The 25809-nt window shown below is 64.6% G+C and carries 24 protein-coding genes and 1 pseudogene; 20 read left to right on the top strand and 5 right to left on the bottom strand.

What is annotated here, in order from left to right:
- Positions 1-34: 34 nt before the first annotated feature.
- From rplI to rpsF, 4 genes are read right to left on the bottom strand one after another with little or no spacing between them, the layout of a single operon-like run.
- Entirely contained in the window at positions 35-487 is a 453-nt protein-coding gene (gene rplI / locus CCX87_RS05400; RefSeq protein ID WP_087744403.1) for a 50S ribosomal protein L9, read from the bottom strand.
- Between the two features lie 12 nt (positions 488-499).
- On the bottom strand, positions 500-781 hold the full coding sequence (gene rpsR, locus CCX87_RS05395) for a 30S ribosomal protein S18 (protein ID WP_005795932.1): 282 nt from the start codon (positions 779-781) through the stop codon (positions 500-502).
- Positions 782-798: 17 nt separating this feature from the next.
- Complete coding sequence (priB, locus tag CCX87_RS05390; protein WP_087744402.1) at positions 799-1089, bottom strand: primosomal replication protein N; 291 nt, start codon at positions 1087-1089, stop codon at positions 799-801.
- Between the two features lie 20 nt (positions 1090-1109).
- Positions 1110-1520, bottom strand: a complete 411-nt coding sequence (rpsF, locus tag CCX87_RS05385) for a 30S ribosomal protein S6 (protein ID WP_086927867.1) — start codon at positions 1518-1520, stop codon at positions 1110-1112.
- Positions 1521-1762: 242 nt separating this feature from the next.
- Here rpsF and grpE point away from each other — a divergent pair, with 242 nt between their 5' ends.
- The 16 genes and pseudogenes from grpE to accD all read left to right on the top strand — a co-directional run bounded on the left by grpE (position 1763) and on the right by accD (position 20664).
- Entirely contained in the window at positions 1763-2314 is a 552-nt protein-coding gene (gene grpE / locus CCX87_RS05380) for a nucleotide exchange factor GrpE (protein ID WP_087744400.1), read from the top strand.
- A gap of 80 nt (positions 2315-2394) precedes the next feature.
- A complete protein-coding gene (dnaK, locus tag CCX87_RS05375) occupies positions 2395-4341 on the top strand; it encodes a molecular chaperone DnaK (protein ID WP_087744398.1) in 1947 nt (648 codons plus the stop codon).
- 105 nt (positions 4342-4446) lie between these two features.
- Positions 4447-5589, top strand: coding sequence for a molecular chaperone DnaJ (gene dnaJ, locus CCX87_RS05370; protein ID WP_087744396.1), 1143 nt, complete (start codon positions 4447-4449; stop codon positions 5587-5589).
- Between the two features lie 281 nt (positions 5590-5870).
- On the top strand, positions 5871-7235 hold the full coding sequence (locus tag CCX87_RS05365; RefSeq protein ID WP_087744395.1) for an MBL fold metallo-hydrolase: 1365 nt from the start codon (positions 5871-5873) through the stop codon (positions 7233-7235).
- 132 nt (positions 7236-7367) lie between these two features.
- Positions 7368-8306 (top strand): LysR family transcriptional regulator, encoded by a 939-nt coding sequence (locus CCX87_RS05360; RefSeq protein WP_087744393.1) that lies wholly within the window; start codon positions 7368-7370, stop codon positions 8304-8306.
- A 36-nt stretch (positions 8307-8342) separates the two neighbouring features.
- A complete protein-coding gene (leuC, locus tag CCX87_RS05355; RefSeq protein WP_087744391.1) occupies positions 8343-9764 on the top strand; it encodes a 3-isopropylmalate dehydratase large subunit in 1422 nt (473 codons plus the stop codon).
- Positions 9765-9775: 11 nt separating this feature from the next.
- The gene (locus CCX87_RS05350) at positions 9776-9901 is read left to right on the top strand and encodes an entericidin A/B family lipoprotein (RefSeq protein ID WP_087744389.1); all 126 of its coding nucleotides are present in this window, start codon (positions 9776-9778) and stop codon (positions 9899-9901) included.
- Positions 9902-9912: 11 nt separating this feature from the next.
- Positions 9913-10563 carry a 3-isopropylmalate dehydratase small subunit gene (gene leuD / locus CCX87_RS05345; protein ID WP_087744387.1) on the top strand — a complete coding sequence of 217 codons (651 nt, stop codon included), beginning with the start codon at positions 9913-9915 and terminating at the stop codon, positions 10561-10563.
- 77 nt (positions 10564-10640) lie between these two features.
- A complete protein-coding gene (gene leuB / locus CCX87_RS05340) occupies positions 10641-11711 on the top strand; it encodes a 3-isopropylmalate dehydrogenase (RefSeq protein ID WP_087744386.1) in 1071 nt (356 codons plus the stop codon).
- 311 nt (positions 11712-12022) lie between these two features.
- Positions 12023-13153: an aspartate-semialdehyde dehydrogenase gene (asd, locus tag CCX87_RS05335; RefSeq protein WP_087744384.1), complete on the top strand. Its 1131-nt coding sequence runs from the start codon at positions 12023-12025 to the stop codon at positions 13151-13153.
- Between the two features lie 285 nt (positions 13154-13438).
- On the top strand, positions 13439-15979 hold the full coding sequence (locus CCX87_RS05330; protein WP_232476490.1) for a FimV/HubP family polar landmark protein: 2541 nt from the start codon (positions 13439-13441) through the stop codon (positions 15977-15979).
- Positions 15979-16848 (top strand): tRNA pseudouridine(38-40) synthase TruA, encoded by an 870-nt coding sequence (truA, locus tag CCX87_RS05325; RefSeq protein ID WP_087744381.1) that lies wholly within the window; start codon positions 15979-15981, stop codon positions 16846-16848. The genes CCX87_RS05330 and truA overlap by 1 nt, the downstream gene beginning before the upstream one ends.
- Positions 16845-17607, top strand: a pseudogene (locus tag CCX87_RS05320) (phosphoribosylanthranilate isomerase). Before truA ends, CCX87_RS05320 begins: the two are co-directional and overlap by 4 nt.
- Entirely contained in the window at positions 17585-18880 is a 1296-nt protein-coding gene (gene trpB / locus CCX87_RS05315; protein ID WP_087744377.1) for a tryptophan synthase subunit beta, read from the top strand. Before CCX87_RS05320 ends, trpB begins: the two are co-directional and overlap by 23 nt.
- Complete coding sequence (gene trpA, locus CCX87_RS05310) at positions 18877-19686, top strand: tryptophan synthase subunit alpha (RefSeq protein WP_087744376.1); 810 nt, start codon at positions 18877-18879, stop codon at positions 19684-19686. Before trpB ends, trpA begins: the two co-directional genes overlap by 4 nt.
- Positions 19687-19791: 105 nt before the next feature.
- Positions 19792-20664: an acetyl-CoA carboxylase, carboxyltransferase subunit beta gene (gene accD, locus CCX87_RS05305; protein ID WP_087744375.1), complete on the top strand. Its 873-nt coding sequence runs from the start codon at positions 19792-19794 to the stop codon at positions 20662-20664.
- 135 nt (positions 20665-20799) lie between these two features.
- Here the strand turns inward: accD and CCX87_RS05300 are convergent, their stop codons facing one another.
- The gene (locus CCX87_RS05300; RefSeq protein WP_087744374.1) at positions 20800-21348 is read right to left on the bottom strand and encodes a YggT family protein; all 549 of its coding nucleotides are present in this window, start codon (positions 21346-21348) and stop codon (positions 20800-20802) included.
- 77 nt (positions 21349-21425) lie between these two features.
- Here CCX87_RS05300 and CCX87_RS05295 point away from each other — a divergent pair, with 77 nt between their 5' ends.
- The 4 genes from CCX87_RS05295 to CCX87_RS05280 are packed head-to-tail and all read left to right on the top strand — an operon-like array spanning position 21426 to position 25809.
- Positions 21426-22064 carry an LON peptidase substrate-binding domain-containing protein gene (locus CCX87_RS05295; RefSeq protein WP_087744372.1) on the top strand — a complete coding sequence of 213 codons (639 nt, stop codon included), beginning with the start codon at positions 21426-21428 and terminating at the stop codon, positions 22062-22064.
- A 4-nt stretch (positions 22065-22068) separates the two neighbouring features.
- Positions 22069-23994: a polysaccharide biosynthesis protein gene (locus tag CCX87_RS05290; protein ID WP_087744370.1), complete on the top strand. Its 1926-nt coding sequence runs from the start codon at positions 22069-22071 to the stop codon at positions 23992-23994.
- Positions 23991-25223 carry a lipopolysaccharide biosynthesis protein gene (locus CCX87_RS05285; protein ID WP_087744367.1) on the top strand — a complete coding sequence of 411 codons (1233 nt, stop codon included), beginning with the start codon at positions 23991-23993 and terminating at the stop codon, positions 25221-25223. The genes CCX87_RS05290 and CCX87_RS05285 overlap by 4 nt, the downstream gene beginning before the upstream one ends.
- The gene (locus tag CCX87_RS05280; protein ID WP_087744364.1) at positions 25207-25809 is read left to right on the top strand and encodes an acyltransferase; all 603 of its coding nucleotides are present in this window, start codon (positions 25207-25209) and stop codon (positions 25807-25809) included. Before CCX87_RS05285 ends, CCX87_RS05280 begins: the two co-directional genes overlap by 17 nt.

The raw sequence follows: 25809 nt of genomic DNA, 5'->3' as shown, positions 1-25809 counted from the left end.
GAGGGCGGCTTTTGCGACTAGTCACGAATGACGATCAGGCGGTTTCGCCGTAGACCGACACGTTGACTTCCACAACCACGTCGGTGTGCAGAGCCACGCTTACCGAGGTGTCGCTCACGACCTTGATGGGGCCGTTGGGCAGGCGGATCTGGGCCTTGGCAACCTTGTAGCCTTGCTTGTTCAGCTCTTCGGCGATGTCATGGTTGGTCACGGAACCAAACAGACGGCCGTCCACGCCAGCCTTTTGCGTCAGCTTGACGGTGGTGCCGGCCAGCTTCTCGCCTTGGACCTGGGCTTCTGCCAGCTTGGCAGCAGCGGCCTTTTCGAGTTCGACGCGCTTGGCTTCGAACTCAGCCTTGTTGGCTTCGGTGGCGCGGCGGGCGCGGCCCGAAGGAATCAGGAAGTTGCGGGCGTAGCCGTCCTTGACCTTGACGATTTCGCCCAGGTTGCCGAGGTTCACAACCTTGTCGAGCAGGATGATTTGCATGGGTTGTGCTCCTTAGATCTTGTGCTGGTCGCTGTAAGGCACCAGCGCCAGGAAGCGCGCGCGCTTGATGGCGGTGTTCAGCTGACGCTGGAAGATGGCGCGCGTGCCGGTCAGGCGCGCGGGGATGATCTTGCCGTTTTCGGCGATGAAATCGCGCAGCGTGTCGACATCCTTGTAGTCGATTTCTTCAACGCCCGTCACCGTGAAGCGGCAAAAGCGCTTGCGCTTGAACAGCAGGGACTGGGTGTTGCGCTTTGGGCGCTTGTCTTTGTTGAACTTCTTGAACGTGGCCATTGCGGACCCCTTGCAAATTAATTTTGTTGAATATCCTGGATGTGGAGCACTGCGTTCTTGCCGTTGCGCGGTGTGGCCAGAAACCCACTGAAAGTCCAGAGACTTCCGATGTTCTGCCTTGCCAGACGCTCGGCCATTGCACCAAAGGCAACGGCTTTCATGGCGGCCTTGACGTCCCGGGGCTGACCTGCTTCTGACTGGCTTGACTCGTGTTCGAGGCGCAAGGCAATGGCAGGCAATCCGGCGGGCGTGTAGCGCAAGGCCTCGGCCTCGGCGATACAAGCGGTCAAGACAACGCGGTTTTCCACTCCTCAGGCGGAACTGTCAATCAGCGATCGCCAGAACGCTCGCCACGGTCACCACCGCGCTCGCCAGCAGCCGCGTATTCGGCTTGGCTGACCTTGCGGGCTTCTTCGCGCTCGACGGTCTTCATCATCGAAGACGGGCCCGTGTCGGCCTTCTTCTTCTGGACCGTCAGGTGGCGCAGCACGGCGTCGTTGAACTTGAAGGCATGCTCCAGTTCAGCCATCACGGCCTGGTCGGCTTCGATGTTCACGCACAGGTAGTGGGCCTTGGCCAGCTTGTTGATCAGGTACGCCAGTTGACGGCGGCCCCAGTCTTCCACGCGGTGCACCTTGCCACCGCCAGCGGTGATCATGCCCTTGTAGCGCTCCAGCATGGCTGGAACTTGTTCGCTTTGATCCGGATGGATCAACAAAATGATTTCGTAATGACGCATGCATACTCCTTCTGGGTAAGACCACCCGTTGCGTCCCAATCCTTGGTGGATTGCGCGGTGTGGCAAGGCAAAGCCGGCGATTATAGCCTGCATCCTGGCGCTTGTACACTCAGACCCTCACCGATGCATCTCCGCGGTGTTATTTCGCCCGACCAAAGCAGCGTTGCGCCACCGCAGACCTTGAAATACAGGCCGCCCGCCCCATTCTTTCCGCGTATCCGTTCGTTTCAAAAAATCCCGACATGTCCGATCACAGCCAGCAATCCCCCCTCCAAAGCAATCCCGCCCCCGAAGAAGTCGAAGCCGCCATGGCTGCCAACGCTTCTGACGAAATGGCCCGCCTGCAGGGCGAACTGGCCGAAATCAAGGCCAAAAGCGCAGAACTGGCCGACCAGTTCCTGCGCGCCAAGGCCGAGGCCGAAAACGCCCGCCGCCGCGCCGAAGACGAGGTCTCCAAGGCCCGCAAATTCGGCATCGAAAGCTTTGCCGAAAGCCTGCTGCCGGTGGCAGACAGCCTGGACGCGGCACTGGCCATCAAGGAAGCCACCCCGCAGCAGCTGCGCGAGGGCGCCGACGCCACGCTGCGCCAGCTGACCTCGGCCCTGGAGCGCAACAAGGTGCTGGCCATCAACCCGGCCGCAGGCGACAAATTCGACCCGCACCAGCACCAGGCCATCAGCGTGGTGCCTGCCGAGCAAGAGCCAAACACCGTGGTGGCCGTGCTGCAAAAAGGCTACGTGATCGCCGAGCGCGTGCTGCGCCCCGCCCTGGTCACCGTGGCCGCCCCCAAATAATTTCAGTGAACAGCTTGAACCCCTTCAGGTTATCCACAAGTTACTAGTCATCCAACCATTCCAACATTGCGGAGAAGAACATGGGAAAAATCATCGGTATCGATCTGGGCACCACCAACAGCTGCGTGTCCGTCATGGAAGGCAACACCACGCGCGTGATCGAAAACAGCGAAGGTGCCCGCACCACGCCGTCGATCGTGGCCTACCAGGAAGATGGTGAAGTGCTGGTCGGTGCCTCGGCCAAGCGCCAGGCCGTGACCAACCCCAAGAACACGCTGTACGCGATCAAGCGCCTGATCGGCCGCAAGTTCACCGAAAAAGAAGTGCAAAAGGACATCGACCTGATGCCCTACAAGATCACGGCTGCCGACAACGGCGACGCCTGGGTCGAAGTGCGCGGCACCAAGATCTCGGCCCAGCAGGTCAGCGCCGACATTCTGCGCAAGATGAAGAAGACCGCCGAAGATTACCTGGGCGAACCCGTCACCGAGGCCGTCATCACCGTGCCCGCCTACTTCAACGACGCCCAGCGCCAGGCCACCAAGGACGCCGGCCGCATTGCCGGCCTGGAAGTCAAGCGCATCATCAACGAGCCCACCGCAGCCGCGCTGGCCTTCGGCCTGGACAAGCAGGAAAAGGGCGACCGCAAGATTGCCGTGTATGACCTCGGTGGCGGCACGTTCGACGTGTCCATCATCGAAATCGCCGACGTGGATGGCGAAAAGCAGTTTGAAGTGCTGTCCACCAACGGCGACACCTTCCTGGGCGGCGAAGACTTCGACCAGCGCATCATCGACTTCATCATTGCCGAGTTCAAGAAAGAGCAAGGCGTCGATCTGTCCAAGGACGTGCTGGCCCTGCAGCGCCTGAAGGAAGCCGCTGAAAAGGCCAAGATCGAGCTGTCCAACAGCGCGCAGACCGACATCAACCTGCCCTACATCACGGCCGACGCCTCGGGCCCCAAGCACCTGAACATCAAGCTCTCGCGCTCCAAGCTCGAAGCCCTGGTGGAAGAGCTCATCGAGCGCACCATCGCCCCCTGCCGCACGGCCATCAAGGACGCCGGCATCAGCGTGTCCGACATCAACGACGTGATCCTGGTCGGCGGCATGACCCGCATGCCCAAGGTGCAAGACAAGGTCAAGGAATTCTTCGGCAAGGAACCCCGCAAGGACGTGAACCCCGACGAAGCCGTGGCCGTGGGCGCGGCCATCCAGGGCCAGGTGCTGTCGGGCGACCGCAAGGACGTGCTGCTGCTGGACGTGACGCCGCTGTCGCTGGGCATTGAGACCCTGGGCGGCGTGATGACCAAGATGATCACCAAGAACACGACCATCCCGACGAAGTTCGCGCAGACCTTCTCGACGGCCGACGACAACCAGCCGGCCGTGACCATCAAGGTCTTCCAGGGCGAGCGCGAGATGGCTTCGGGCAACAAGCTGCTGGGCGAGTTCAACCTGGAAGGCATTCCACCCGCATCGCGCGGCACGCCGCAGATCGAAGTGTCGTTCGACATCGACGCCAACGGCATCCTGCATGTGGGCGCCAAGGACAAGGGCACGGGCAAGGAAAACAAGATCACCATCAAGGCCAACTCGGGCCTGTCGGAAGAAGAAATCCAGCAGATGGTGAAGGACGCCGAGCTGAACGCTGCCGACGACAAGAAAAAGCTCGAACTGATCCAGGCCCGCAACCAGGGCGAAGCCGCCGTGCACAGCGTGAACAAGAGCCTGGCCGAGCATGGCGACAAGCTCGATGCGGGCGAAAAGGACGCCATCACTGCTGCCGTCAAGGCGCTGGAGGAAGTCCTCAAGGGTGAAGACAAGGACGCCATCGATGCCAAGACCACGGCACTGATGACCGCCAGCCAGAAGCTGGGCGAGAAGATGTATGCCGAATCCCAGGCGGCGCAGGCGGCCCAGGCAGCCGGTGGCGCGGACGCGGCCAGTGCATCGGCTTCTTCGGCCAAGCCCGCGGACGACGACAACGTGGTCGATGCTGAAGTGAAGGAAGTCAAGAAGGGCTGAACAAGCCCCCATTGACCCCAGCCGCCGCGCGGGGCCCGAAGGACCTTTCAACCGAGGTTCCAAGGCCGGCGCGGCGTTCCTGTTCCAACCGGGCGCAGAAAGACCATGTCGAAAAGAGACTATTACGAAATCCTGGGTGTTCCCAAAAACGCCTCGGAAGAAGACATCAAGAAGGCCTATCGCAAGCTGGCGATGAAGCACCACCCTGACCGCAACCAGGGGGACACCGCCAAGGGCGCCGAAGAAAAGTTCAAAGAGGCCAAAGAGGCCTACGAGATGCTGTCGGACGCCCAAAAGCGCGCGGCCTACGACCAGTACGGCCACGCCGGCGTGGACCCGAACATGCGCGGCCCCGGCGGGCCCGGTGCCGAAGGCTTTGGCGGCTTTGCCGAGGCCTTTGGCGACATCTTTGGTGACATGTTCGGCCAGCAGGGTGGACGGCGCGGCGCGGGGGGCCGGCAGGTGTACCGCGGCAGCGACCTCAGCTACGCCATGGAAATCACCCTGGAGGAAGCCGCGCGCGGCAAGGATGCGCAGATCCGCATTCCGTCGTGGGAAAGCTGCGACACCTGCCACGGCAGCGGCGCCAAGCCCGGCACCAGCGCCAAGACCTGCTCCACCTGCACGGGCAGCGGCACGGTGCAGATGCGCCAGGGCTTTTTCAGCGTGCAGCAAACCTGCCCGCACTGCCGCGGCACCGGCAAGATCATTCCCGAGCCCTGCACCACCTGCCACGGCCAGGGCAAGCTCAAGAAGCAAAAGACGCTGGAAGTGAAGATTCCGGCCGGCATCGACGACGGCATGCGCATCCGCAGCACCGGCAATGGCGAGCCCGGTACCAACGGCGGCCCGCCGGGCGACCTGTACATCGAGATCCGCCTGAAGAAGCACGACATCTTCGAGCGCGATGGCGATGACCTGCACTGCCAGGTGCCGGTGAGCTTCATCACCGCCGCCCTGGGTGGCGAGATCGAGGTGCCCACGCTGGCCGGCAAGGCGGCCATCGACATTCCCGAAGGCACGCAGGCCGGCAAGCAGTTTCGCCTGCGCGGCAAGGGCATCAAGGGCGTGCGCGCCAGCTACCCCGGCGACCTGTATTGCCACATCGCGGTGGAAACGCCCGTCAAGCTCACCGAACACCAGCGCAAGCTGCTGCGCGAGCTGGAAGAATCGCTCAAGAAGGGCGGCGGTCGCCACTCGCCCAGCGGTGACAGCTGGACCGACCGGCTGAAGAACTTCTTCAGTTGATCACCGGGCGCCGCGCAAGGCGCCCCGCGCCCCGCGCCCCGCGCCCCGCGTTTCGCGTTTCGCGTTTCGCGTTTCGCGTTTCGCGTTTCGCGTTTCGCACCAGGCTGCCCCGCACCACGCCGGGCAGCCTTTTTTCTTACCCCCCGCGAGCCCCTTTCCCGCTTTCCTGCAGTCTTTGCCAACGCAGCTTGACCTGAACCACATGACGCCCCGCTCCGCCGTGAGCCGAAGGACGGCGCAGGCCGCTACGATGGCAGCCATTGCACGCAGGGAGAATCGCTATGGACGTCACCATCACTTTTCTGGGCGGTGCGGGCACCGTCACCGGCTCCAAATACCTGGTGCGCCACAACGGCCACAGCATGCTGGTCGATTGCGGCCTGTTCCAGGGCTACAAGCAGCTGCGCCTGCGCAACTGGCAGCCCCTGCCCCTCACGCCCCACCAGATCGACGCCGTGGTGCTGACCCATGCGCACCTGGACCACAGCGGCTACCTGCCCCTGCTGGCACGCGACGGCTACATCAAGCCCATTCACGCAACCACCGGCACGCGCGACCTGTGCGCCATCCTGCTGCCCGACAGCGGCCACCTACAGGAAGAAGACGCCGCCTTTTTGAACCGCCACCAGCTCTCGCAGTACGCACCGGCGCTGCCGCTGTACACCCGGCTGGATGCGCAGCATTGCATGAAGCAGTTCCGCATCCATGCCTACCACAAGGCGTTTGAGCCCATTGCTGGCTGGCGCGTGAGCTTCACGCCGGCCGGGCATATCCTGGGCGCGGCCAGCGTGCTGCTGGAAGTGGGCGGTCGGCGCATCCTGTTCTCGGGCGACCTGGGCCGCCCCGACGACCTGGTCATGAACCCGCCCGAGGCACCACCCCAGGCCGACACGGTGCTGGTCGAGTCCACCTACGGCGACCGCCAGCACCCGCAAACAGACATCTTGCAGGAACTGGCCCCCGCCCTGCAACGCCTGTCCCAGCGCGGCGGCGTGGCCGTGGTGCCGGTGTTTGCCGTGGGCCGCGCGCAGGCGGTGCTGCATGCGATCAACCTGCTCAAGAAGCAGGGCGTGGTTCCGCGTTCACTGCCGGTGTTTCTGGACAGCCCCATGGCCGTCAGCACCACAGGATTGTTCGCGCACCACGCGGGCGAGCACCGGCTGACGGCGCACGAGGCAGACGCCCTCTCGCACGGCGCCACCATGGTGCAGACCACCGAAGAATCGAAGGCCCTGGCGCGCCGCCACGGCCCCATGGTGATTCTTTCGGCCAGCGGCATGGCCACGGGCGGGCGCGTGCTGCACCACCTGGCGCTGTATGCGGGCGACCACCGCAACATGGTCATCATCACCGGCCACCAGGCGCCAGGCACGCGCGGCGCGCGCATCGCCAGCGGCGAAAAGACCACCCGCATCCACGGGCAGGACATTGAGGTCCGTGCCGAAGTGGTGCAGCTCACCGCCGCCTCGGCCCACGCCGACGCCAACCAGACCCTGGCCTGGCTGCGCAGCATGGGCCATGCGCCCGACCGGGTTTATGTGGTGCACGGCGAGATGGGCGCGGCCGACATGCTGCGCCAGCGCATCGAGCATGAACTGCGCTGGCGCGCCGCAGTGCCCGAGCATGGCAGCACCCTGACCGCCTGAAAGCGCCACATCACCAAGGGGCGCACTGTGGCAGCATCGTGACAAGATGAAAACCATCGCGTTTAGCGATGGCAGACAAATAAAACATGCGGGAAAATACAAAGCCTTCTCCAACCGAGAAGATTCATCCCCATGAAAAGCTCCGAGCGCAGTTTTGCGCGCCGCATTGACCTGACCTCGCTGCAACTCTTTGTCGCGGTGTGCGAGCTCGGCAGCATCGGCCGCGCGGCGGAGCGCGAGTTCATTGCGGCATCGGCCGTCAGCAAGCGCCTGTCCGACCTGGAAACCGCCGTGGACACCGCCCTGCTCTACCGCCACAGCCGGGGCGTCACCCTCACGCCGGCGGGCGAAAGCCTGTTGCACCATGCGCGCACGGTGCTGTTTGGCCTGGAGCGCATGCAGGGCGAACTGAGCGAATACGCCGAAGGGGTGCGCGGCCATGTGCGCATGCACGCCAACATCTCGGCCATCGTGCAGTTTCTGCCCGAAGACCTGGGCGCTTTTGCGCGCGCGCACAGCCAGGTCAAGATCGACCTGCAGGAACACCTCTCCAGCGATGTGCTGCACGCCGTGCAGGAAGGCGCGGCCGATCTGGGCATCTGCAACACCGGCGGGCCCGCCGCCGCCGACCTGCAAAGCCGCCCCTATCGCACCGATCGCTTAGTGCTGGTTGTGCCCGCAGCGCACGCCCTGTCTGCGCAAGCTGCTATTCATTTTGAAGAAGTGCTGGACTGGGACATTGTCGGCCTGCACGCCAACAGCAGCATCAGCCTGGCCATGCGCGCCGCCGCCGCTGCCGCTGGGCGCCCACTGCGCCAGCGCATTCAGGTCACGGGGCTGGATGCCATGTGCCGCATGATCGACAACGGCCTGGGCGTGGGCCTGCTGCCCGACCGGGCCTTTGCCCTCATGCACGGCGTGGGCCGGCTGCAGGCGGTGCCCCTGACCGACCCCTGGGCCCAGCGCGAGTTGCGCGTGGTGGCCCGCGACTTCGATGCCCTGCCCGTCACCGCGCGGCTGCTGGTGGAACACCTGGTTCGCCCGTCGCCCGGCACTTTCACGCCGACCTAAAATCCAACTTACCCCCACCCACGAAAAGAGACCGCCATGGGACGCACCCTGTACGACAAGATCTGGGACGAACACGTCGTCCACACCGAAGAAGATGGCACGTCCATCCTCTACATCGACCGCCATCTGGTGCACGAAGTGACCAGCCCCCAGGCCTTTGAAGGCCTGCGCGAGGCGGGCCGCAAGGTCTGGCGCATGAGTTCCATCGTGGCCACGGCCGACCACAACACGCCCACCACCGGCTGGGAAAACGGCTACGACGGCATCACCGACCCGATCAGCAAGGAACAGATCACCACGCTGAACGACAACATGGCGCAGATCACGCCCGCCGCGTTCTTCCCGTTCATGCACAAGCGCCAGGGCATCGTGCATGTGATTGGCCCCGAAAACGGCGCCACCCTGCCCGGCATGACGGTGGTCTGCGGCGACAGCCACACCAGCACGCACGGTGCGTTTGGCGCGCTGGCCCATGGCATCGGCACCTCCGAGGTCGAGCATGTGATGGCTACGCAGACCCTGCTGGCCAAAAAGGCCAAGAACATGCTGGTGCAGGTGGACGGCACGCTGGCCAAAGGCGTGACCCCCAAGGACGTGGTGCTGGCCATCATCGGCAAGATCGGCACGGCCGGCGGCACGGGCTACACCATCGAGTTCGCCGGCTCGGTGTTCCGCGCCATGAGCATGGAAGGCCGCATGACCGTGTGCAACATGGCCATCGAAGGCGGCGCGCGCGCGGGCCTGGTGGCCGTGGACGACAAGACCATTGAATACGTCAAGGGCCGCCCCCTTTCACCCACGGGTGTCGAATGGGACCAGGCCGTGGCGTACTGGAAGACGCTGCATTCCGACGCCGACGCGAAGTTCGACACGGTGGTAAAGCTCGACGCTGCCGACATCCAGCCGCAAGTCACTTGGGGCACTTCGCCCGAAATGGTGCTGGGCATTGACGCCCGCGTGCCCGACCCGGACAAGGAAAAAGACGCCAACAAGCGCGGCGCCATCGAGCGCGCCTTGACCTACATGGGCCTGCAACCCGGCAAGGCGATCAACGACATCACCATCGACAAGGTGTTCATCGGCAGCTGCACCAACAGCCGCATCGAAGACATGCGCGAAGCCGCCGCCGTGGTGAAGAGCCTGGGCCGCAAGGTGGCCAGCAACGTGAAGCTGGCAATGGTGGTGCCCGGCTCGGGCCTCGTCAAGGAACAGGCCGAGCGCGAAGGCCTGGACAAGATTTTTGTGGCCGCAGGCTTTGAATGGCGCGAACCCGGCTGCAGCATGTGCCTGGCCATGAACGCCGACCGCCTGGAGCCGGGCGAGCGCTGCGCCAGCACCAGCAACCGCAACTTTGAAGGCCGCCAGGGCGCCGGTGGCCGCACCCACCTGGTCAGCCCCGCCATGGCCGCCGCCGCTGCCGTGCACGGCCATTTTGTAGACATTCGCCAATTTGCCTGAAGGAGACCGCCGTGAAAAAGACCGCCACCCTCATCGCCCTGTCCCTGGCCTTCGTGCTCGCCGGCTGCAACACCGTCAAGGGCGTGGGCCAGGACATCGAACGCGCGGGCAGCGCCATCGAACGCGCTGCCAAGTAACAAAGAACACCATGCAGAAATTCACTTTGCTCCAGGGCCTTGTGGCCCCCATGGACCGCGAGAACGTCGATACCGACGCCATCATCCCCAAGCAGTTCCTGAAGTCGATCAAGAAGACCGGCTTTGGCGTGAACCTGTTTGACGAATGGCGCTACCTGGACCACGGCGAACCGGGGCAAGACCCGGCCAGCCGCCAACCCAACCCCGACTTCGTGCTGAACCAGCCGCGCTACGCAGGCGCTTCCATCCTGCTGGCGCGCAAGAACTTCGGCTGCGGGTCGAGTCGCGAACATGCGCCCTGGGCGCTGGACCAGTACGGCTTTCGCGCCGTCATCGCGCCCAGCTTTGCCGACATCTTCTTCAACAACTGCTTCAAGAACGGCCTGCTGCCCATCGTGCTGCCCGAGGCCACGGTGGCCCAGCTGTTTGACGAAGTGCTGGCCTTCCCCGGCTACCAGCTCACCATCGACCTGGAACGGCAGGTCATCGTGCGCCCGCAAGGACAGGAGATTCCGTTCGAGGTGCAAGCCTTCCGCAAATACTGCCTTCTCAACGGTTTTGACGACATCGGCCTGACCCTGCGCCAGTCCGACAAGATCAAGGCCTTTGAAGCCCAGCGGCTGGCCACCAAGCCGTGGCTGGCGCACTCGATGGTCTCCTGATTCAATTTTCAAGCAAAAACAGCCTCTAGCGCTTACCAGACAAGCGCTAGTAGCTATCAAAAGTAAAGCGCAATTCAATGAAAATCGCAGTTCTGCCGGGTGACGGCATTGGCACCGAAATCGTCGCCGAGGCCGTCAAGGTGCTCCAGGCGCTCGACCTGAAGTTCGAGATGGAATCGGCCCTGGTCGGCGGCGCAGCGTATGACGCCCACGGCCACCCGCTGCCCGAATCGACCCTCCAACTCGCCAAGGAAGCCGACGCCATCCTGTTCGGCGCCGTGGGCGACTGGAAATACGACAAGCTCGACCGGCCGCTGCGCCCCGAGCAAGCCATCCTGGGCCTGCGCAAGAACCTGGGCCTGTTCGCCAACTTCCGCCCCGCCATCTGCTACGAGCAGCTGGTGGGCGCATCCAGCCTCAAGCCCGAGCTGATTGCGGGCCTCGACATCCTCATCATCCGCGAGCTGACGGGCGACATCTACTTCGGACAACCGCGTGGCCGCCGCGTGGCCACCGACGGCCACTTCCCCGGCACCGAAGAAGCGTTTGACACCATGCGCTACAGCCGCCCCGAGATCGAACGCATCGCCCACGTCGCCTTCCAGGCTGCCCGCAAGCGCAGCAAGAAGGTCACCAGCGTGGACAAGGCCAACGTGCTCGAAACCTTCCAGTTCTGGAAGGACGTGGTGACCGAAGTGGGCCAGCAGTACCCCGATGTGGAACTGCAGCACATGTACGTGGACAACGCCGCCATGCAGCTGGTGAAGGCGCCCAAGGCGTTTGACGTGGTGGTCACCGGCAATATGTTTGGCGACATCCTCTCGGACGAAGCCTCCATGCTCACCGGCTCGATCGGCATGCTGCCCTCGGCCAGCCTGAACAGCAGCAACCAGGGCCTGTACGAACCCAGCCACGGCAGCGCGCCGGACATCGCCGGCAAGGGCATTGCCAACCCGCTGGCCACCATCCTCAGCGCCGCGATGATGCTGCGCTTCAGCCTGAACCAGGAAGCCGCCGCCCAGCGCATCGAAGCCGCTGTGCAAAAGGTGCTGGCCCAAGGCCTGCGCACGGGCGATATCTGGAGCGAAGGCACCACCAAGGTGGGCACGGCGCAGATGGGGGATGCGGTGGTGAAGGCGCTGGGGTAATCCTTCACTGCATTCCACCAGGGCGGCCATGTGCCGCCCTTTTGCTTTCACGACGCTCGCGACCATTCCCCCTGAAGTTGGCACCATGCAGCCATCCGGTACAATCATCCCCCATGTTTGCCGCCCGCCCGTTCGCCCTGAACACCGCTACTGCCGCCCTGGCAGGCGTGGCTGTGCGCGCAATCACCACCAAAACCACGACCATTAAGGGCTGATCCAGCTCCGGTACCGTCGTGCGCCCTCCCTGGCCAGACGAGCCGGGGCAAACAGTCTGGTCTGGCACTGTTTCTTAATCTGAAAGGGGCGTTGAAATGAGCAAGTTGGTAGGTTTGGTCGGCTGGCGCGGCATGGTCGGCTCGGTGTTGATGGACCGCATGGTCGAAGAGAAAGACTTCGACCTGATCGAGCCATTGTTCTTCTCGACGTCCAATGCAGGCGGCAAAGCCCCCGCACAGGCCAAGAACGAAACCACCCTGCAAGACGCATTCAACATCGACGCCCTCAAGCGCTGCGACATCATCATCACCGCGCAAGGCGGCGACTACACCACGCAAGTCTTTCCCAAGCTGCGCGCTGCGGGCTGGAACGGCCACTGGATCGACGCTGCGTCCACCCTGCGCATGGAAAAAGACGCCGTGATCATCCTGGACCCCGTCAACATGCCCGTCATCAAGGACGCGCTGACCAACGGCGGCAAGAACTGGGTGGGCGGCAACTGCACTGTGAGCTGCATGCTGATGGGCGTGGGCGCACTGTACAAGGCCGGGCTGGTCGAGTGGATGAGCACCCAGACCTACCAGGCGGCATCGGGCGGCGGCGCGCAGCACATGCGCGAATTGCTCACCCAATACGGCACGCTGAATGCCGAAGTGAAATCCCTGCTCGACGACCCCAAGAGCGCCATCCTGGAGATCGACCGCAAGGTCATCGCCAAGCAGCGCAGCCTGTCGGCCACTGAAACCGCCAACTTCGGCGTGCCCCTGGGCGGCTCGCTGATCCCCTGGATCGACAAGGACCTGGGTAACGGCATGTCCAAGGAAGAGTGGAAGGGCATGGCCGAGACCAACAAGATTCTGGGCCTGGGCGAGGGATTCAGCTCTGCCGCCATCCCGGTTGATGGCTTCTGCGTGCGCGTGGGTGCCATGCGCTGCCACAGCCAGGCCCTGACCTTCAAGCTCAAGAAGGATGTGCCCGTGGCCGACCTCGAAGCCATGATCGCCGCCGACAACGAGTGGGTGAAAGTGGTGCCTAACACCCGCGAAGCCACCATCCAGGACCTGACCCCCGTGGCCGTGACCGGCACCATGACCATCCCGGTGGGCCGCATCCGCAAGCTGGCCATGGGCCCCGAGTATGTGGGCGCCTTCACCATCGGCGACCAGTTGCTGTGGGGTGCCGCCGAGCCGCTGCGCCGCATGCTGCGCATTTTGCTGAACGCCTGATACACCCTGCCCAAAAGCGCGCGCAAACCCCAATTGCGCGCGCTTTTTTGCGCCCAGCACGCTGACACAGTCCGTTACGCCGCGTTGGCAATTGGCAACATATCAATACCCCAACACAGAGCATCGTCACCTCGACTAAAGCCTCGGCGCCACCTCAGCTTGTCAGTGCAAAACATTGATGCTATGGTGCTTTTTACATATTTTCACGCGCCGGGGCGGGATCAATCCATGAGAAGAACAACGCCGCTCAACCGAGCCGCACAACCACCACGTTTGATGGCACACATGCATCGTTGGAAATTTTCTGTCCTGGCGGCCGCGGCCGTCGCTTTGACCGGTTTTTATGCCGACGATGCCTCCGCCCTCGCACTGGGCCGCATTACGGTGCAATCTGCTCTTGGTGAGCCACTGCGCGCAGAAATCGACCTGCCCCAAATCACACCGGCCGAGGCCGACACCCTGAGCGCCAAAACGGCATCTCCCGAAGTCTTTCGTGCCCAGGGCATGGAGTTCACTCCGGCGGTGAACAATCTGCGCGTGCAGCTGCAGCGGCGGACCGACGGCACAGCGGTGCTGCGCTTGTCCAGCGACCGCCCTGTCAACGACCCCTTCATAGACCTGGTTCTCGACGCCTCCTGGAGCAGCGGCCACATCGTGCGCAGCTACACCATGCTGTTCGATCCGCCAGCCTTGCGCCGCGCAACGCCCACGGTAACCGCGGCACCGCAGGTTTCGGCCCCCGTGGCCCAGGCGCAAACGGGTTCTGCACCGATCGCCCCGCGTGCAACGGCGCCTTCCGCCCCGCGTGCGCCCCGCAGCGCTGCAGCCGCCAACCCACGCCCCGCTTCAGCCAACAGTGTCACCGTTCGGCCAGGCGACACGGCGGGTCGCCTGGCCAACACGTATCGCCCTGCCAGCGTATCGCTGGACCAGATGCTGGTGGCGCTGATGCGCGCCAACCCGGACGCCTTCATCCAGGGCAACGTCAACCGGATCAAGGCCGGTGCCGTGCTGCAAATGCCGGACGAGGCAACCGCATTGGCGACCCCACCGGGCGAAGCCCGCCAGGTTCTGGCGGCACAAAGCCGGGATTTCAACGTGTTCCGCCGCAAACTCGCTGCGGCAGCGCCCACCGCCCAAGTGGCGGCCGCAGAGCGCTCTGCCAGCGGCACGGTGCAAGCCCAGGTCGAAGACAAGAAACCCGCAACCGCCGCGCCCGACAAGCTGACCCTGTCCAAGGGCGCCATGACGGGCCAGAAGGCGGCAGAAGACCAGCTGGCCAAAGACAAGCAGGCCAACGAATCCTCGGCCCGCATGGCCGAACTGGCCAAAAACATCAACGAGCTGAACAAGCTCAGCGCGGCGTCTGCGCAGGTCAGTGCACCTGCCGCCGCAGCCTCCAGCGCGCCCGGCGCAGTGGCAGCAGCCATGCCGGCTGCGGCGTCCATCCAGCCAGCGGCCTCCGAGCCCGCGGCCATGGCGGCATCCCCCGCAGCCAGCGTGCCTGCAGAAGCCGCGGCACCCGCATCCGCCCCTGCGCCAAAACCTGTACCCAAGCCCGCACCGGTGCCAGCGCCAGCCCCTGCACCCGAGCCGAGCTTCCTGTCGGGCCTCATGGAAGACCCCCTGGTGCCTGCCGGGGGGCTCCTCGCACTGATCGCGCTGGGCGGTTACGGTGCCTACCGCGTGGTGCAACGACGTCGCGCCAATGCCGGTGTCGACAGTTCGTTCCTGGCAAGCAGCCTGCAACCCGACTCCTTCTTTGGCGCCAGCGGCGGCCAGCAAGTGGACACGGCCAACAGCCAGATGACCACCGGCTCATCTATGGCCTACTCTTCCAGCCAGCTCGATGCCGGCGGTGACGTGGATCCCGTGGCCGAAGCAGACGTTTACCTGGCGTATGGCCGCGACCTCCAGGCCGAAGAAATCCTCAAGGAAGCGATTCGCCACAATCCAGCCCGCGTATCGGTGCACGTCAAGCTGGCCGAGATTTACGCCAAACGGCAGGATCGCAAGGCCCTGGATGCAGTGGCCGCAGATGTGTTCAAGCTGACGCAAGGCGAAGGTCCGGACTGGACCCATGTCAGCGAACTGGGCCGCGATCTGGACCAGGAGAACCCGGTGTACCAGCCTGGCGGCCGTCCTGGCACGAACCAAGGCGATGCCACCGCTCCATCCCCGGCCACTTTGTCGGCCGCCGTGATGGCCATGCCCCCCGCAGCAGCACTGCCACCCGACCTGGATTTCAATCTCGATCTGGATTTGCCCGAAGATGCGCTAACCGAGGCGCCAGCCGCTGCGGGTGGCTTTGCCGCAGCGGCGGCAGCTGCAACCGCCGCCGAGGAAAGCGACACCGAATTGGCAGCCGTTGCGCAACTTGACCTGCCCGCATCGCTGTCTGCCGTCCAGCCCGCCGAGGCAGCCGCACCTGCGATCGCGACGCCGCCGATGGCCGACCTCGATTTCCCGACCTCCGACGACCTCACCATGCTCCCGTCCGACGCCATGTCGCTGACGGACAGCGCCACGGAGGACACCACCGACATGGCCCCCATGGAAACAGCTCCCATGGAGTTCGACCTGGGCGACCTGACGCTGGACCTGGATGCACCTTCCCAGTCTGCCTCAGCCACGGCAATGGCGCCCGCCGCAGCAGACAGCGACGTCGATGCCGACGACCCCTTGGCCACCAAGCTAGCGCTGGCGCATGAGTTCAATGCCATCGGCGATACCGACGGGGCCCGCACCCTGGTCGAAGAAGTGGTTGCCGAATCCACGGGGGCGCTCAAGGCCCGCGCCCAGCGGCTGCTGGCCGACCTGGGCTGATGCGCCCCATCGATCCAGACACCCCGCAAGACACCGACCCAGGCACTCTCTCCAGGGTGGCCATGGGGGTGGCCTACAACGGCCAGCGTTACAGCGGCTGGCAAAGCCAGTTGTCGGGCAACACCATCCAGGATCATCTCGAAGCGGCCTTGGGCCGCTTTGCCACGCACCAGGTCAGCACGCTGTGCGCGGGCCGCACCGATGCGGGGGTGCACGGCCTCATGCAGGTCGTTCACTTTGATACGCCACTGCACCGCCCGGCGTCGTCGTGGGTGCGCGGCACCAACACCTTTTTGCCAGCGGATATTGCGGTGCAATGGGCCCAGCCGGTGCCCAAAGATTTTCACGCGCGTGCCAGCGCGACTGCGCGGCGCTATGCCTATGTGCTGCTGCAGTCGCCCGTGCGCCCCAGCGTCGATGCGGGCCGCGTGGGCTGGGTGTTCTACCCGCTCGACCACGCCGCCATGTTGCAGGCCGCGCAACAGTTGCTGGGTGAACACGACTTCACCTCCTTCCGGGCTTCGGCTTGCCAGGCCAAGTCGCCCGTCAAGACCTTGCAGCGCATCGACATCACGCGCAGGCAATCCGACATGGCAGCGCCGTCCGAAGGCTTTGCACCCTGCTACTGGCGCTTCGAGTTCGAGGCCAACGCCTTTCTGCACCACATGATTCGCAACATCATGGGTTGCCTGATTGCCGTGGGCCAGGGCAAAAAGCCCCCGCAATGGATCGGCGAGGTGCTGGCTGCGCGCTCCCGAGATGCGGCAGCCCCCACCTTTTCACCCGATGGCCTGTATTTTCAGGGCCCCGTCTATGAACCCCACTGGGGCCTGCCCAGCCGCACGGCTGCGTATGATTGGCTGCCATGAGCAGCCTGCCGCCAGAAAAACCACACCCCTCTTCCTGCATTCGCACCCGCATCAAGGTTTGCGGCCTGACACGCGAGCAGGATGTGGACGCAGCCGTTGCCGCCGGCGTGGATGCCATCGGCTTCGTGCTGTATGCCCCAAGCCCCCGGGCCGTCTCCCCACAAAGGGCTGCCGCACTGGCCGACCGCCTGCCACCCTTCGTCACCCCAGTGCTGTTGTTCGTCAACGAGACCGCTTCAAATATCATAGCTGCAAGCGCTTTACTGGCGGGCGCTACAATCCAATTTCACGGGGATGAGTCCCCTGCCGAATGCCTGGCCTCCACCCTGGGGGGCGCCCGGCCGTTTCTGCGCGCAGCCCGCATTCCCCTGGGCGACGGTGCAGCGCGGTTCGACCTCGTAAAATACGCCCATGATTACTCGAAAGCCCAAGCCATCCTGCTCGACGCCCATGTCGACGGTTTTGGCGGCGGCGGCAAGGCATTCAATTGGTCACTCCTTCCACCAAGCGTAGCCTCTCATCTCGTTTTGTCTGGTGGACTCACGCCTGCAAACGTGACCGATGGCATTGTGCAAGTACGCCCGCGAGGCTTCTCGCTGGCCGTTGATGTCAGCTCCGGCGTCGAGGCCGATGGCCCCGATGGCAAGCCCATGAAGGGCATCAAGGACGCCGACAAGATCCATCGCTTCGTGGCCGCCGTGCGTGCGGCCGATGCACAACTTGCAAAGAATCCCCCATGAATTCCTACCAGCAACCTGACTCCTCGGGCCACTTTGGCCCCTACGGCGGCAGCTTCGTCAGCGAGACGTTGACCCACGCCATCCAGGAACTGCGCGAGGCCTATGCCCGCTACCAGCACGACCCCGAGTTCCTGGCCGAGTTCCACTACGAGCTCAAGCACTTCGTGGGTCGCCCCTCGCCCGTGTACCACGCAGCGCGCACCAGCCGCGAGATGGGCGGCGCGCAGATTTATCTCAAGCGCGAAGACCTCAACCACACCGGCGCCCACAAGATCAACAACGTGATCGGCCAGGCCATGCTCGCCAAACGCATGGGCAAGCCGCGCATCATTGCCGAAACCGGCGCCGGCCAGCACGGCGTGGCCACGGCCACCATCTGCGCCCGCTATGGCCTCGAATGCGTGGTGTACATGGGGGCGGAAGACGTCAAGCGCCAAAGCCCCAACGTGTACCGCATGAAGCTGCTGGGCGCCACCGTGGTACCCGTCGAGTCGGGCAGCAAGACGCTGAAAGACGCACTCAACGAAGCCATGCGCGACTGGGTGGCCAACGTGGACAACACCTTCTACATCATCGGCACGGTGGCGGGCCCCCACCCCTACCCCATGATGGTGCGCGACTTCCAGAGCGTGATCGGCAAGGAATGCATCGTGCAGATGCCCGAAATGCTGGCCGCCCAGAAGGCAGCCACAAAGACCTCCACTTTGCAGCCCGATGTGGTGGTGGCCTGCGTGGGCGGCGGCAGCAATGCCATGGGCATCTTCTACCCCTATATTCCGTTTGAAAAGACCCGCCTGATTGGCGTGGAGGCTGCGGGCGAGGGGCTGGAATCGGGCAAGCACTCGGCATCGCTGCAAAAGGGCAGCTCGGGCGTGCTGCATGGCAACCGCACCTTCATCCTGCAGGATGCCAATGGCCAGATCACCGAAACCCACAGCATCAGCGCAGGCCTGGACTACCCCGGCGTGGGCCCCGAGCACGCCTGGCTGCAAGAGATCGGGCGTGCCGAATATGTCGGCATCACCGACCAGGAAGCGCTGGCCGCCTTCCACTACCTGTGCCGCACCGAAGGCATCATCCCCGCGCTGGAATCCAGCCACGCCGTGGCCTACGCCATGAAGCTGGCCAAGACCATGCGCCCCGACCAGTCGATTCTGGTCAACCTCTCGGGCCGTGGCGACAAGGACATCGGCACCGTGGCCGACCTCAGCGGCGCCGATTTTTACTGCCGCCCCAGCTGCCAGGGGCAGTCCGTCAAGGGCGGCGAGCAAACCATCAAGGTGGTCCAATGAGCCGAATCGAATCCACGTTTTCCGCACTCAAGGCCCAGGGCCGCAAGGCGCTCATTCCTTATGTGACCGCCGGTTTCCCGTTTGCCGACATCACCCCCGCCCTCATGCACGGCATGGTCGAGGCCGGTGCCGACGTGATTGAGCTGGGCGTGCCGTTCTCCGACCCCATGGCCGACGGCCCGGTGATCCAGAAGGCGGGCGAAAAGGCCCTCGGCCTGGGCATTGGCATGGTGCAGGTGCTGAACCATGTGCGTGAATTCCGCAAGCGCAACAACACCACGCCCGTGGTGCTGATGGGCTATGCCAACCCCGTGGAGCGCTACGACCAGCAACACGGCACCGATAGCTTCGTGCGCGATGCGGCTGCGGCTGGCGTCGATGGCGTGCTCGTCGTGGACTACCCGCCCGAGGAATGCGAAGCCTTTGCCGCCAGCCTGCGCGCACACGGCATGGACCTGATCTTCCTGCTGGCCCCCACCAGCACCGACGAGCGCATGGCCCAGGTGGCCCGCGTGGCCAGCGGCTATGTGTATTACGTGTCGCTCAAGGGTGTCACAGGTTCTGGCGCACTCGACACCGCTGCGGTGGAGCAGATGCTGCCCCGCATCCGCCAGCATGTGCACATCCCCGTGGGCGTGGGCTTTGGCATCCGCGATGCCGCCACGGCCCAGGCGATCGGCAAGGTGGCCGACGCCGTGGTGATCGGCAGCCGCATCATCCAGCTGATCGAATACCAGGAACACGCCAAGGTGGTGCCCATCACGATCGACTTCCTGCGCGGCATCCGAAAAGCGCTCGACGCATAATGCAGCCCGGCGCACCTCGGGGTGCGCCAACAGATTCACACCCGGCTCGCCCGGCGAACGCCCACCAGCTTCGCCGTAAGCCGGGCCAATGAAGAGGAAAACACCATGTCTTGGCTCGAAAAACTTCTGCCCGCCAAAATCCAGCAAACCGACCCTACCGAGCGCCGCCAGGTGCCCGAAGGTCTGTGGATCAAGTGCCCGAGCTGTGAAACAGTGCTCTACAAGGCCGATCTGGAGCAAAACCAGAACGTCTGCCCCCACTGCAGCCACCACCACCGCATCGGTGCACGGGCCCGGCTGAACACCTTTCTGGACCCCGAAGGCCGCTACGAAATCGGCCAGGAAGTGCTGCCCGTGGACGCGCTCAAGTTCAAGGACAGCCGCAAATATCCCGAGCGCCTGAAGGAAGCATTGGAAAACACCGGTGAGACCGACGCCCTCATCGTCATGGGCGGCGCGGTCAAAAGCATCAACCTGGTGGTGGCCTGCTTCGAGTTCGACTTCATGGGCGGCAGCATGGGCAGCGTGGTGGGCGAACGCTTTGTGCGCGGCGTGGAAACCGCCATCGAGCAGAAAGTGCCGTTTCTCTGCTTCACCGCCACCGGTGGCGCGCGCATGCAGGAAGGCCTGCTGTCGCTCATGCAGATGGCCAAGACCAACGCGGCCCTGACCCGCCTGGCCAAGAAGGGCCTGCCCTACATCAGCGTGCTGACCGACCCGACCATGGGCGGCGTGAGCGCCGGTTTTGCCTTTGTGGGCGACATCGTGATTGCCGAGCCCAAGGCCTTGATCGGCTTTGCCGGCCCCCGCGTGATCGAATCCACTGTGCGCGTGACGCTGCCCGAGGGCTTTCAGCGTGCCGAGTTCCTGCAGACCAAGGGCGCCGTGGACTTCATCTGCGACCGCCGCGAGCTGCGCAACACCGTAGCCAGCAGCCTGGCCATGCTGCAACGCCTGCCTGCCGACGCGGTGATGTGAACCCAGGCAGCCGCGTGCGCAAAGCCGCACACAGGGGCGGTGGGCCACGCGGGCGGCATGAAGATACTATTATTTTGATAGCTATCAGCGCTTTATCCATAAGCGCTAGTTGCCAATTTCGCTGATATTTTCAGATCACCGCAAAACGCTGGCCTGCAAATGGCCCAGCACGATCATCACGACCTGCAGCAGCACCAGCACCACCAGCGGCGACAGATCGATGCCGCCCACCAGCGGAATGACGCGGCGAAACGGCCGCAAGATGGGCTCGCACAACCGTGCAATCACATCGGCCAAGGGTGAGCGCGCCTGCACCCACGACATCACGGCGAAGACAATCAGCAAGCCGATCAGCCCCGACACCGCCACGCGCGCCAGGCCGAACAATGCCAGCCACGGCAGCCAGGCCCATGCCGATGCGGCGCCCAGCAGCAATGTGAGCAAGAAATACTGCACCAGTTGCAGCAGCACGGCGGCCACCAGGCTCGACACATCCCAGCGCCCCACGGGCGGAATCACCCGGCGCAGCGGCATGATGAGCCAGTCCGTCAGCGCAAAAACCAGCCCACCGACCGGATTCGAGAACGAAACACGCTGCCACTGCATGTACAGGCGCAAAAGGCAAGCCCCGGTCAGCAGGCCACCAATGACGTCGAGCAGGAAAGAGGCGATCTGGTAGAGCATGGATGAGACAAATTGGAGTAGGTCGCGAGCGCAAGAAGACCGCGCCATGGGATGATAGCGGCCGAAGACCTGCGCCCATGACACAACCCCTCACCCTGTCCTCCCTTCCGCTGTTTCCGCTCCATTCCGTGCTGTTTCCTGGCGGAGTGCTGGCGCTGCGCGTGTTCGAGGTGCGCTACCTCGACATGGTGCGCAAATGCCACCATGCAGGCGCCCCCTTTGGCGTCGTGGTGCTCACGCAGGGCCAAGAGGTGCGCCATGCGGGCGCGCCCGACGAGCTATTCCACGACATCGGCACCCTGGCCGTGATCGAGAAGATCGACAACCCGCAGCCCGGGTTGATCACCCTGCTGTGCCGCGGCAGCCAGCGTTTTCGCATCACCCAGCGCAGCCATTTACCCCACGGCCTGTGGGTCGCCGATGTGGAGCAACTGGCCGCAGACATGCCCGTGCAGATTCCCGAGGATCTTTTGGCAACGGCAACAGCCCTCGCCCAGGTGCTGGCGTCCCTGCGCGAGCGCTACAACGATGCCGCAACGGCCGCCTCTCCAACCCCCGCTCAACTGTCCGACTGCGGCTGGGTCGCCAACCGCTGGTGTGAACTGCTGCCCATCCCCCTGGAACTCAAGCAGCAGCTGATGGAACTTGACAACCCCCTGGTCCGACTGGAACTGGTGGGCGATGTGCTGGAACGCACCGGAATTGCGCCTCCATAGACGAATGCCCCAAGACCGGTATTTACTGCGCCACGTTCTGGAATGGCCGCGCTCTGCCAAACGACTGTTCGTCGTGGCCATGGATGGCTGCATGGGCATTCTCGCCATGTGGCTGGCTTTCAGCTTGCGGCTGGACACCCTGCATTGGCCCGAAGGCCTGCAATGGCCGGTTTATGCCATGGCGCCCCTGCTTGCCTTCCCCATTCTGGTGAACCAGGGACTTTACCGCGCCATATTTCGCTATACCGGGGTCACAGCGCTGATCACAACAGGCAAGGCTGTGGCAATCTATGGCGCCGTTCTTTTGTCAATATTACTCAGCGTGCAATGGGAAGGTGTTCCCCGAAGCGTGGGCATACTGCAGCCGCTGATTTTGTTGTTGATGATTGGCACCAGTCGCGCTCTGGGTTGGCACTGGCTCAGGGGACGCCCGGGCACTGCACCGAGCCGATTGCTGATTTATGGTGCTGGGAGCGCTGGCGCGCAGACAGCGGCCGGCCTTGGGGGTGCACATCAGTACCTGTTGCAAGGTTTTGTGGATGACGACGCTGCCAAGGCCGGGCGTAGCATCAATGGCACCCGCGTCTATGCACCACAAGACCTGCCCCACATCATTGATCGCCTCGGCATCACCGACGTATTGCTGGCACTGCCCAGCGCCACGCGCCAGCGCCGCCGCCAGATCATCGAAAGCCTGCGCGATTTGCCCGTGCGCATTCGCACCCTGCCCGGGCTGACCGACCTGGCCAGCGGGCGAGTCACCATTACCGACTTTCAGGACCTAGACATTGAAGACCTGCTCGGTCGCGAACCTGTAACGGCCAATCCCGAGCTGCTAAGCCGCAATTTGGCAGGCAAGGTAATCATGGTCACCGGCGCAGGCGGCAGCATCGGCAGCGAACTGTGCCGTCAGATCGTGCAGGAAGGCCCGGCGAGGCTGCTGCTGGTAGATCACAGCGAATACGCGCTCTACGCCATCCACCACGAGTTGCAGGCGCTGCACGACCAAGGCGTGCACGCCTGCGAACTCGTGCCACTGCTGGCCAGCGTGGCCGACCCGCGGCGCATGGCTGATATCTACCATGCGCACTGCCCCGGCTCCATTTACCACGCCGCCGCCTACAAACATGTGCCGATGGTCGAGGCCAATGCGGGCGAAGGCGTGCTCAACAATGTGTTCGGCACGCTCAATATGGTGCGCATGGCGCTGGAATATGGGGCACGGCATTTCGTGCTCGTTTCCACCGACAAGGCCGTACGCCCCACCAACATCATGGGCGCGAGCAAGCGCGTGGCCGAACTGGTTCTGCAGGCCATCGCGGCCAGCGACCAGCCGCCGTTTGACGCGGCAGTGACCACGCCCCCCTGGCACTGCCCTACGCGCTTTTCTATGGTGCGCTTCGGCAACGTGTTGGGCTCCAGCGGCAGCGTGATTCCGCTGTTCCGCCGCCAGATCGCTGCGGGCGGCCCCATCACGGTCACGCACCCGGAGGTCACGCGCTATTTCATGACCATCCCCGAGGCGGCGCAGCTTGTGCTCCAAGCCGGCGCCATGGCTGAGGGCGGCGATCTGTTCCTGCTCGACATGGGCGAGCCCATCCGCATCGTGGAGCTGGCCCGGCGCATGGTGGCGCTGTCGGGTCTGACCGTGCGCGACGATCAGCATCCGGGCGGCGACATCGCCATCGAGTTCACCGGCCTGCGCCCTGGCGAAAAACTCTACGAGGAACTGCTCATCGGCGACCACCCCCTGCCCACCGCGCACCCGCGCATCCTGCGCGCACGCGAGGAACACGCCCCCTGGGAAGGTATGCAGGCCACGCTGGAGGCCTTGCGCAACGCGGCCCTCGCGGACGACACCCTCACCATCAAGGCCCTGTTGCGCCAGCTGGTGCCCGGCTACCAGCCCGCCGATTCCACCCAACCATGACGTCCGGCCTGCTGCGCGCCACGTTGACGCTGCTCACGGGCAGCGTGCTGGCCCACGCCCTGCCGCTGCTGCTGGGCCCGGTGCTCACGCGGCTGTACGCGCCGGGGGATTTCGGCCAGTACGCGCTGCTCTGGGCCGTGGCCACCAACCTGGCCGTGGTGGCCTGCGCGCGCTACGAATTCGCCCTGCCGCTCGAAAAGAAACCCCAGGGCGTGTCGCTACTCATGGCCCTGTGCGTGCGCCTGCTGCTGGTCACCACGGCCGCATCCGTCCTTCTGGCCGGAGTGCTGCTCTTCTGGCCGGGCATGGCCCTGGCCTGGTTGCTGCCGGCGGGCGTGCTGGCCATCGGCACCACCCAGTGGCTGACCCTGTGGGCCACACGCGGGCAGCGCTTTGGCCTGCTGTCGGCGGCGCGCCTGGTGCAGCAGGGCGGCGGCGCCATTCTGCAGGTGCTGCTGGGCCTGCTCAAGATGGGGCCCGTGGGCCTGCTGCTCGGCCCCATCGTGGCGGGCCTGGGCGCCGCCTGGCTGCTGGCCCGGCCGGCCCCGCAAGGTGGCTGGCGGCGCATGGCATGCCATCCGCTGCCACGCCTCAAGGCCATGGCCGCACGGCACCGCGACTTTCCGCTCTACAACACGCCACACGCCTTCATCGGCGCACTGCAGGACACGCTGGCCCTGCTGCTCATCGCCGCCTGGGCGGGGGACGCGGCCGCCGGCTTCTGGGCCTTGGCGCTGCGCTACCTCAAGGCGCCCGCCACGCTACTGGGAGGCGCGCTCTCGCAGGCGCTGTACCCCCAGCTGCTGCAGGCCCGCAGCGCGGCCGAGGCCCGCGCCCTGGTGCGTCGCACCATGCTGGCGCTGGCACTGCTCGCCGCGCCACTGGCCGCCGTGCTGGGGCTGTGGGGGCCTGAGTTGTTCACCTGGATCTTCGGCGCGCAGTGGTCCGATGCCGGAGCGCTGGCACGCGGCCTGGCGCTCTACATCGGGCTGCACTTCATCGCCTCGCCGCTCTCTGTGGTCACGCTGGCCTGGCGCGCCCAGCCCTGGGCGCTGCGGGTCTCGCTCTTCGGGCAGGCGGTGTTTTTCGCCGGGCTGGCAGCCGGGCTCCACTGGGGCGGGCTCGCAGGTGCAGCCTGGGGCGTTTCGGCCGCGATGGCAGCGTACTTCCTCTACTATTTCCGGGCCCTCGCGTTCTGGAGCGATATTCCCCATGAGAGCCTTGCTTAACCGCTGGCGCCGCTGGCTCTGGCGGCAGCTTTTCTACCGCATGGTGTTCGGCGAGCAAGGCCGCACGGGCCAGGCCCTTCCGCATACCCGCATCGCACCCAGCACCTGCATCGAGGGCGAGGCCGGACTGGAGCTGGCGGACCATGTGTTCATCGGCCAGTTCAATTTCCTCGACGCCACGGCCGGTCTGCGCATCGCCGAGGGGGTGCAGATCACCAACTTTGTCAGCATCGTCACGCACAGTTCGCACCGCAGCATCCGGCTGCTGGGCCGCGCCTACGCCAGCCACCAGGGTGAGGTGCCGACTTATGTGCGCGCCCTGATCGAGATCGGTGCCTACAGCTTCATCGGCCCGCACAGCGTGGTCGAGGCCGGCAGCCGCATCGGCAAGGGCGTGGTGGTGTGCGCCCATTCCCGGGTGCGCGGCGAAGTGCCGGACTTCGCCATCATGGCGGGCTCGCCCGCCGCCATCATCGGGGACGTGCGCACGGGTGACGCCCGCCTGCTGGCACAGCACCCCGAACTGGCAACCCACTATGCCGCCTGGGCCGGCGAACTGCCCCGTGCACCACAGGAACCGCGCTGA

It is taken from the genome of Acidovorax sp. T1 (genome assembly GCF_002176815.1).
Taxonomy (GTDB): domain Bacteria; phylum Pseudomonadota; class Gammaproteobacteria; order Burkholderiales; family Burkholderiaceae_C; genus Acidovorax.
The sequence above is the reverse complement of the archived record's forward strand: the minus strand, read 5'-3'. Positions and strand labels throughout refer to the sequence as shown.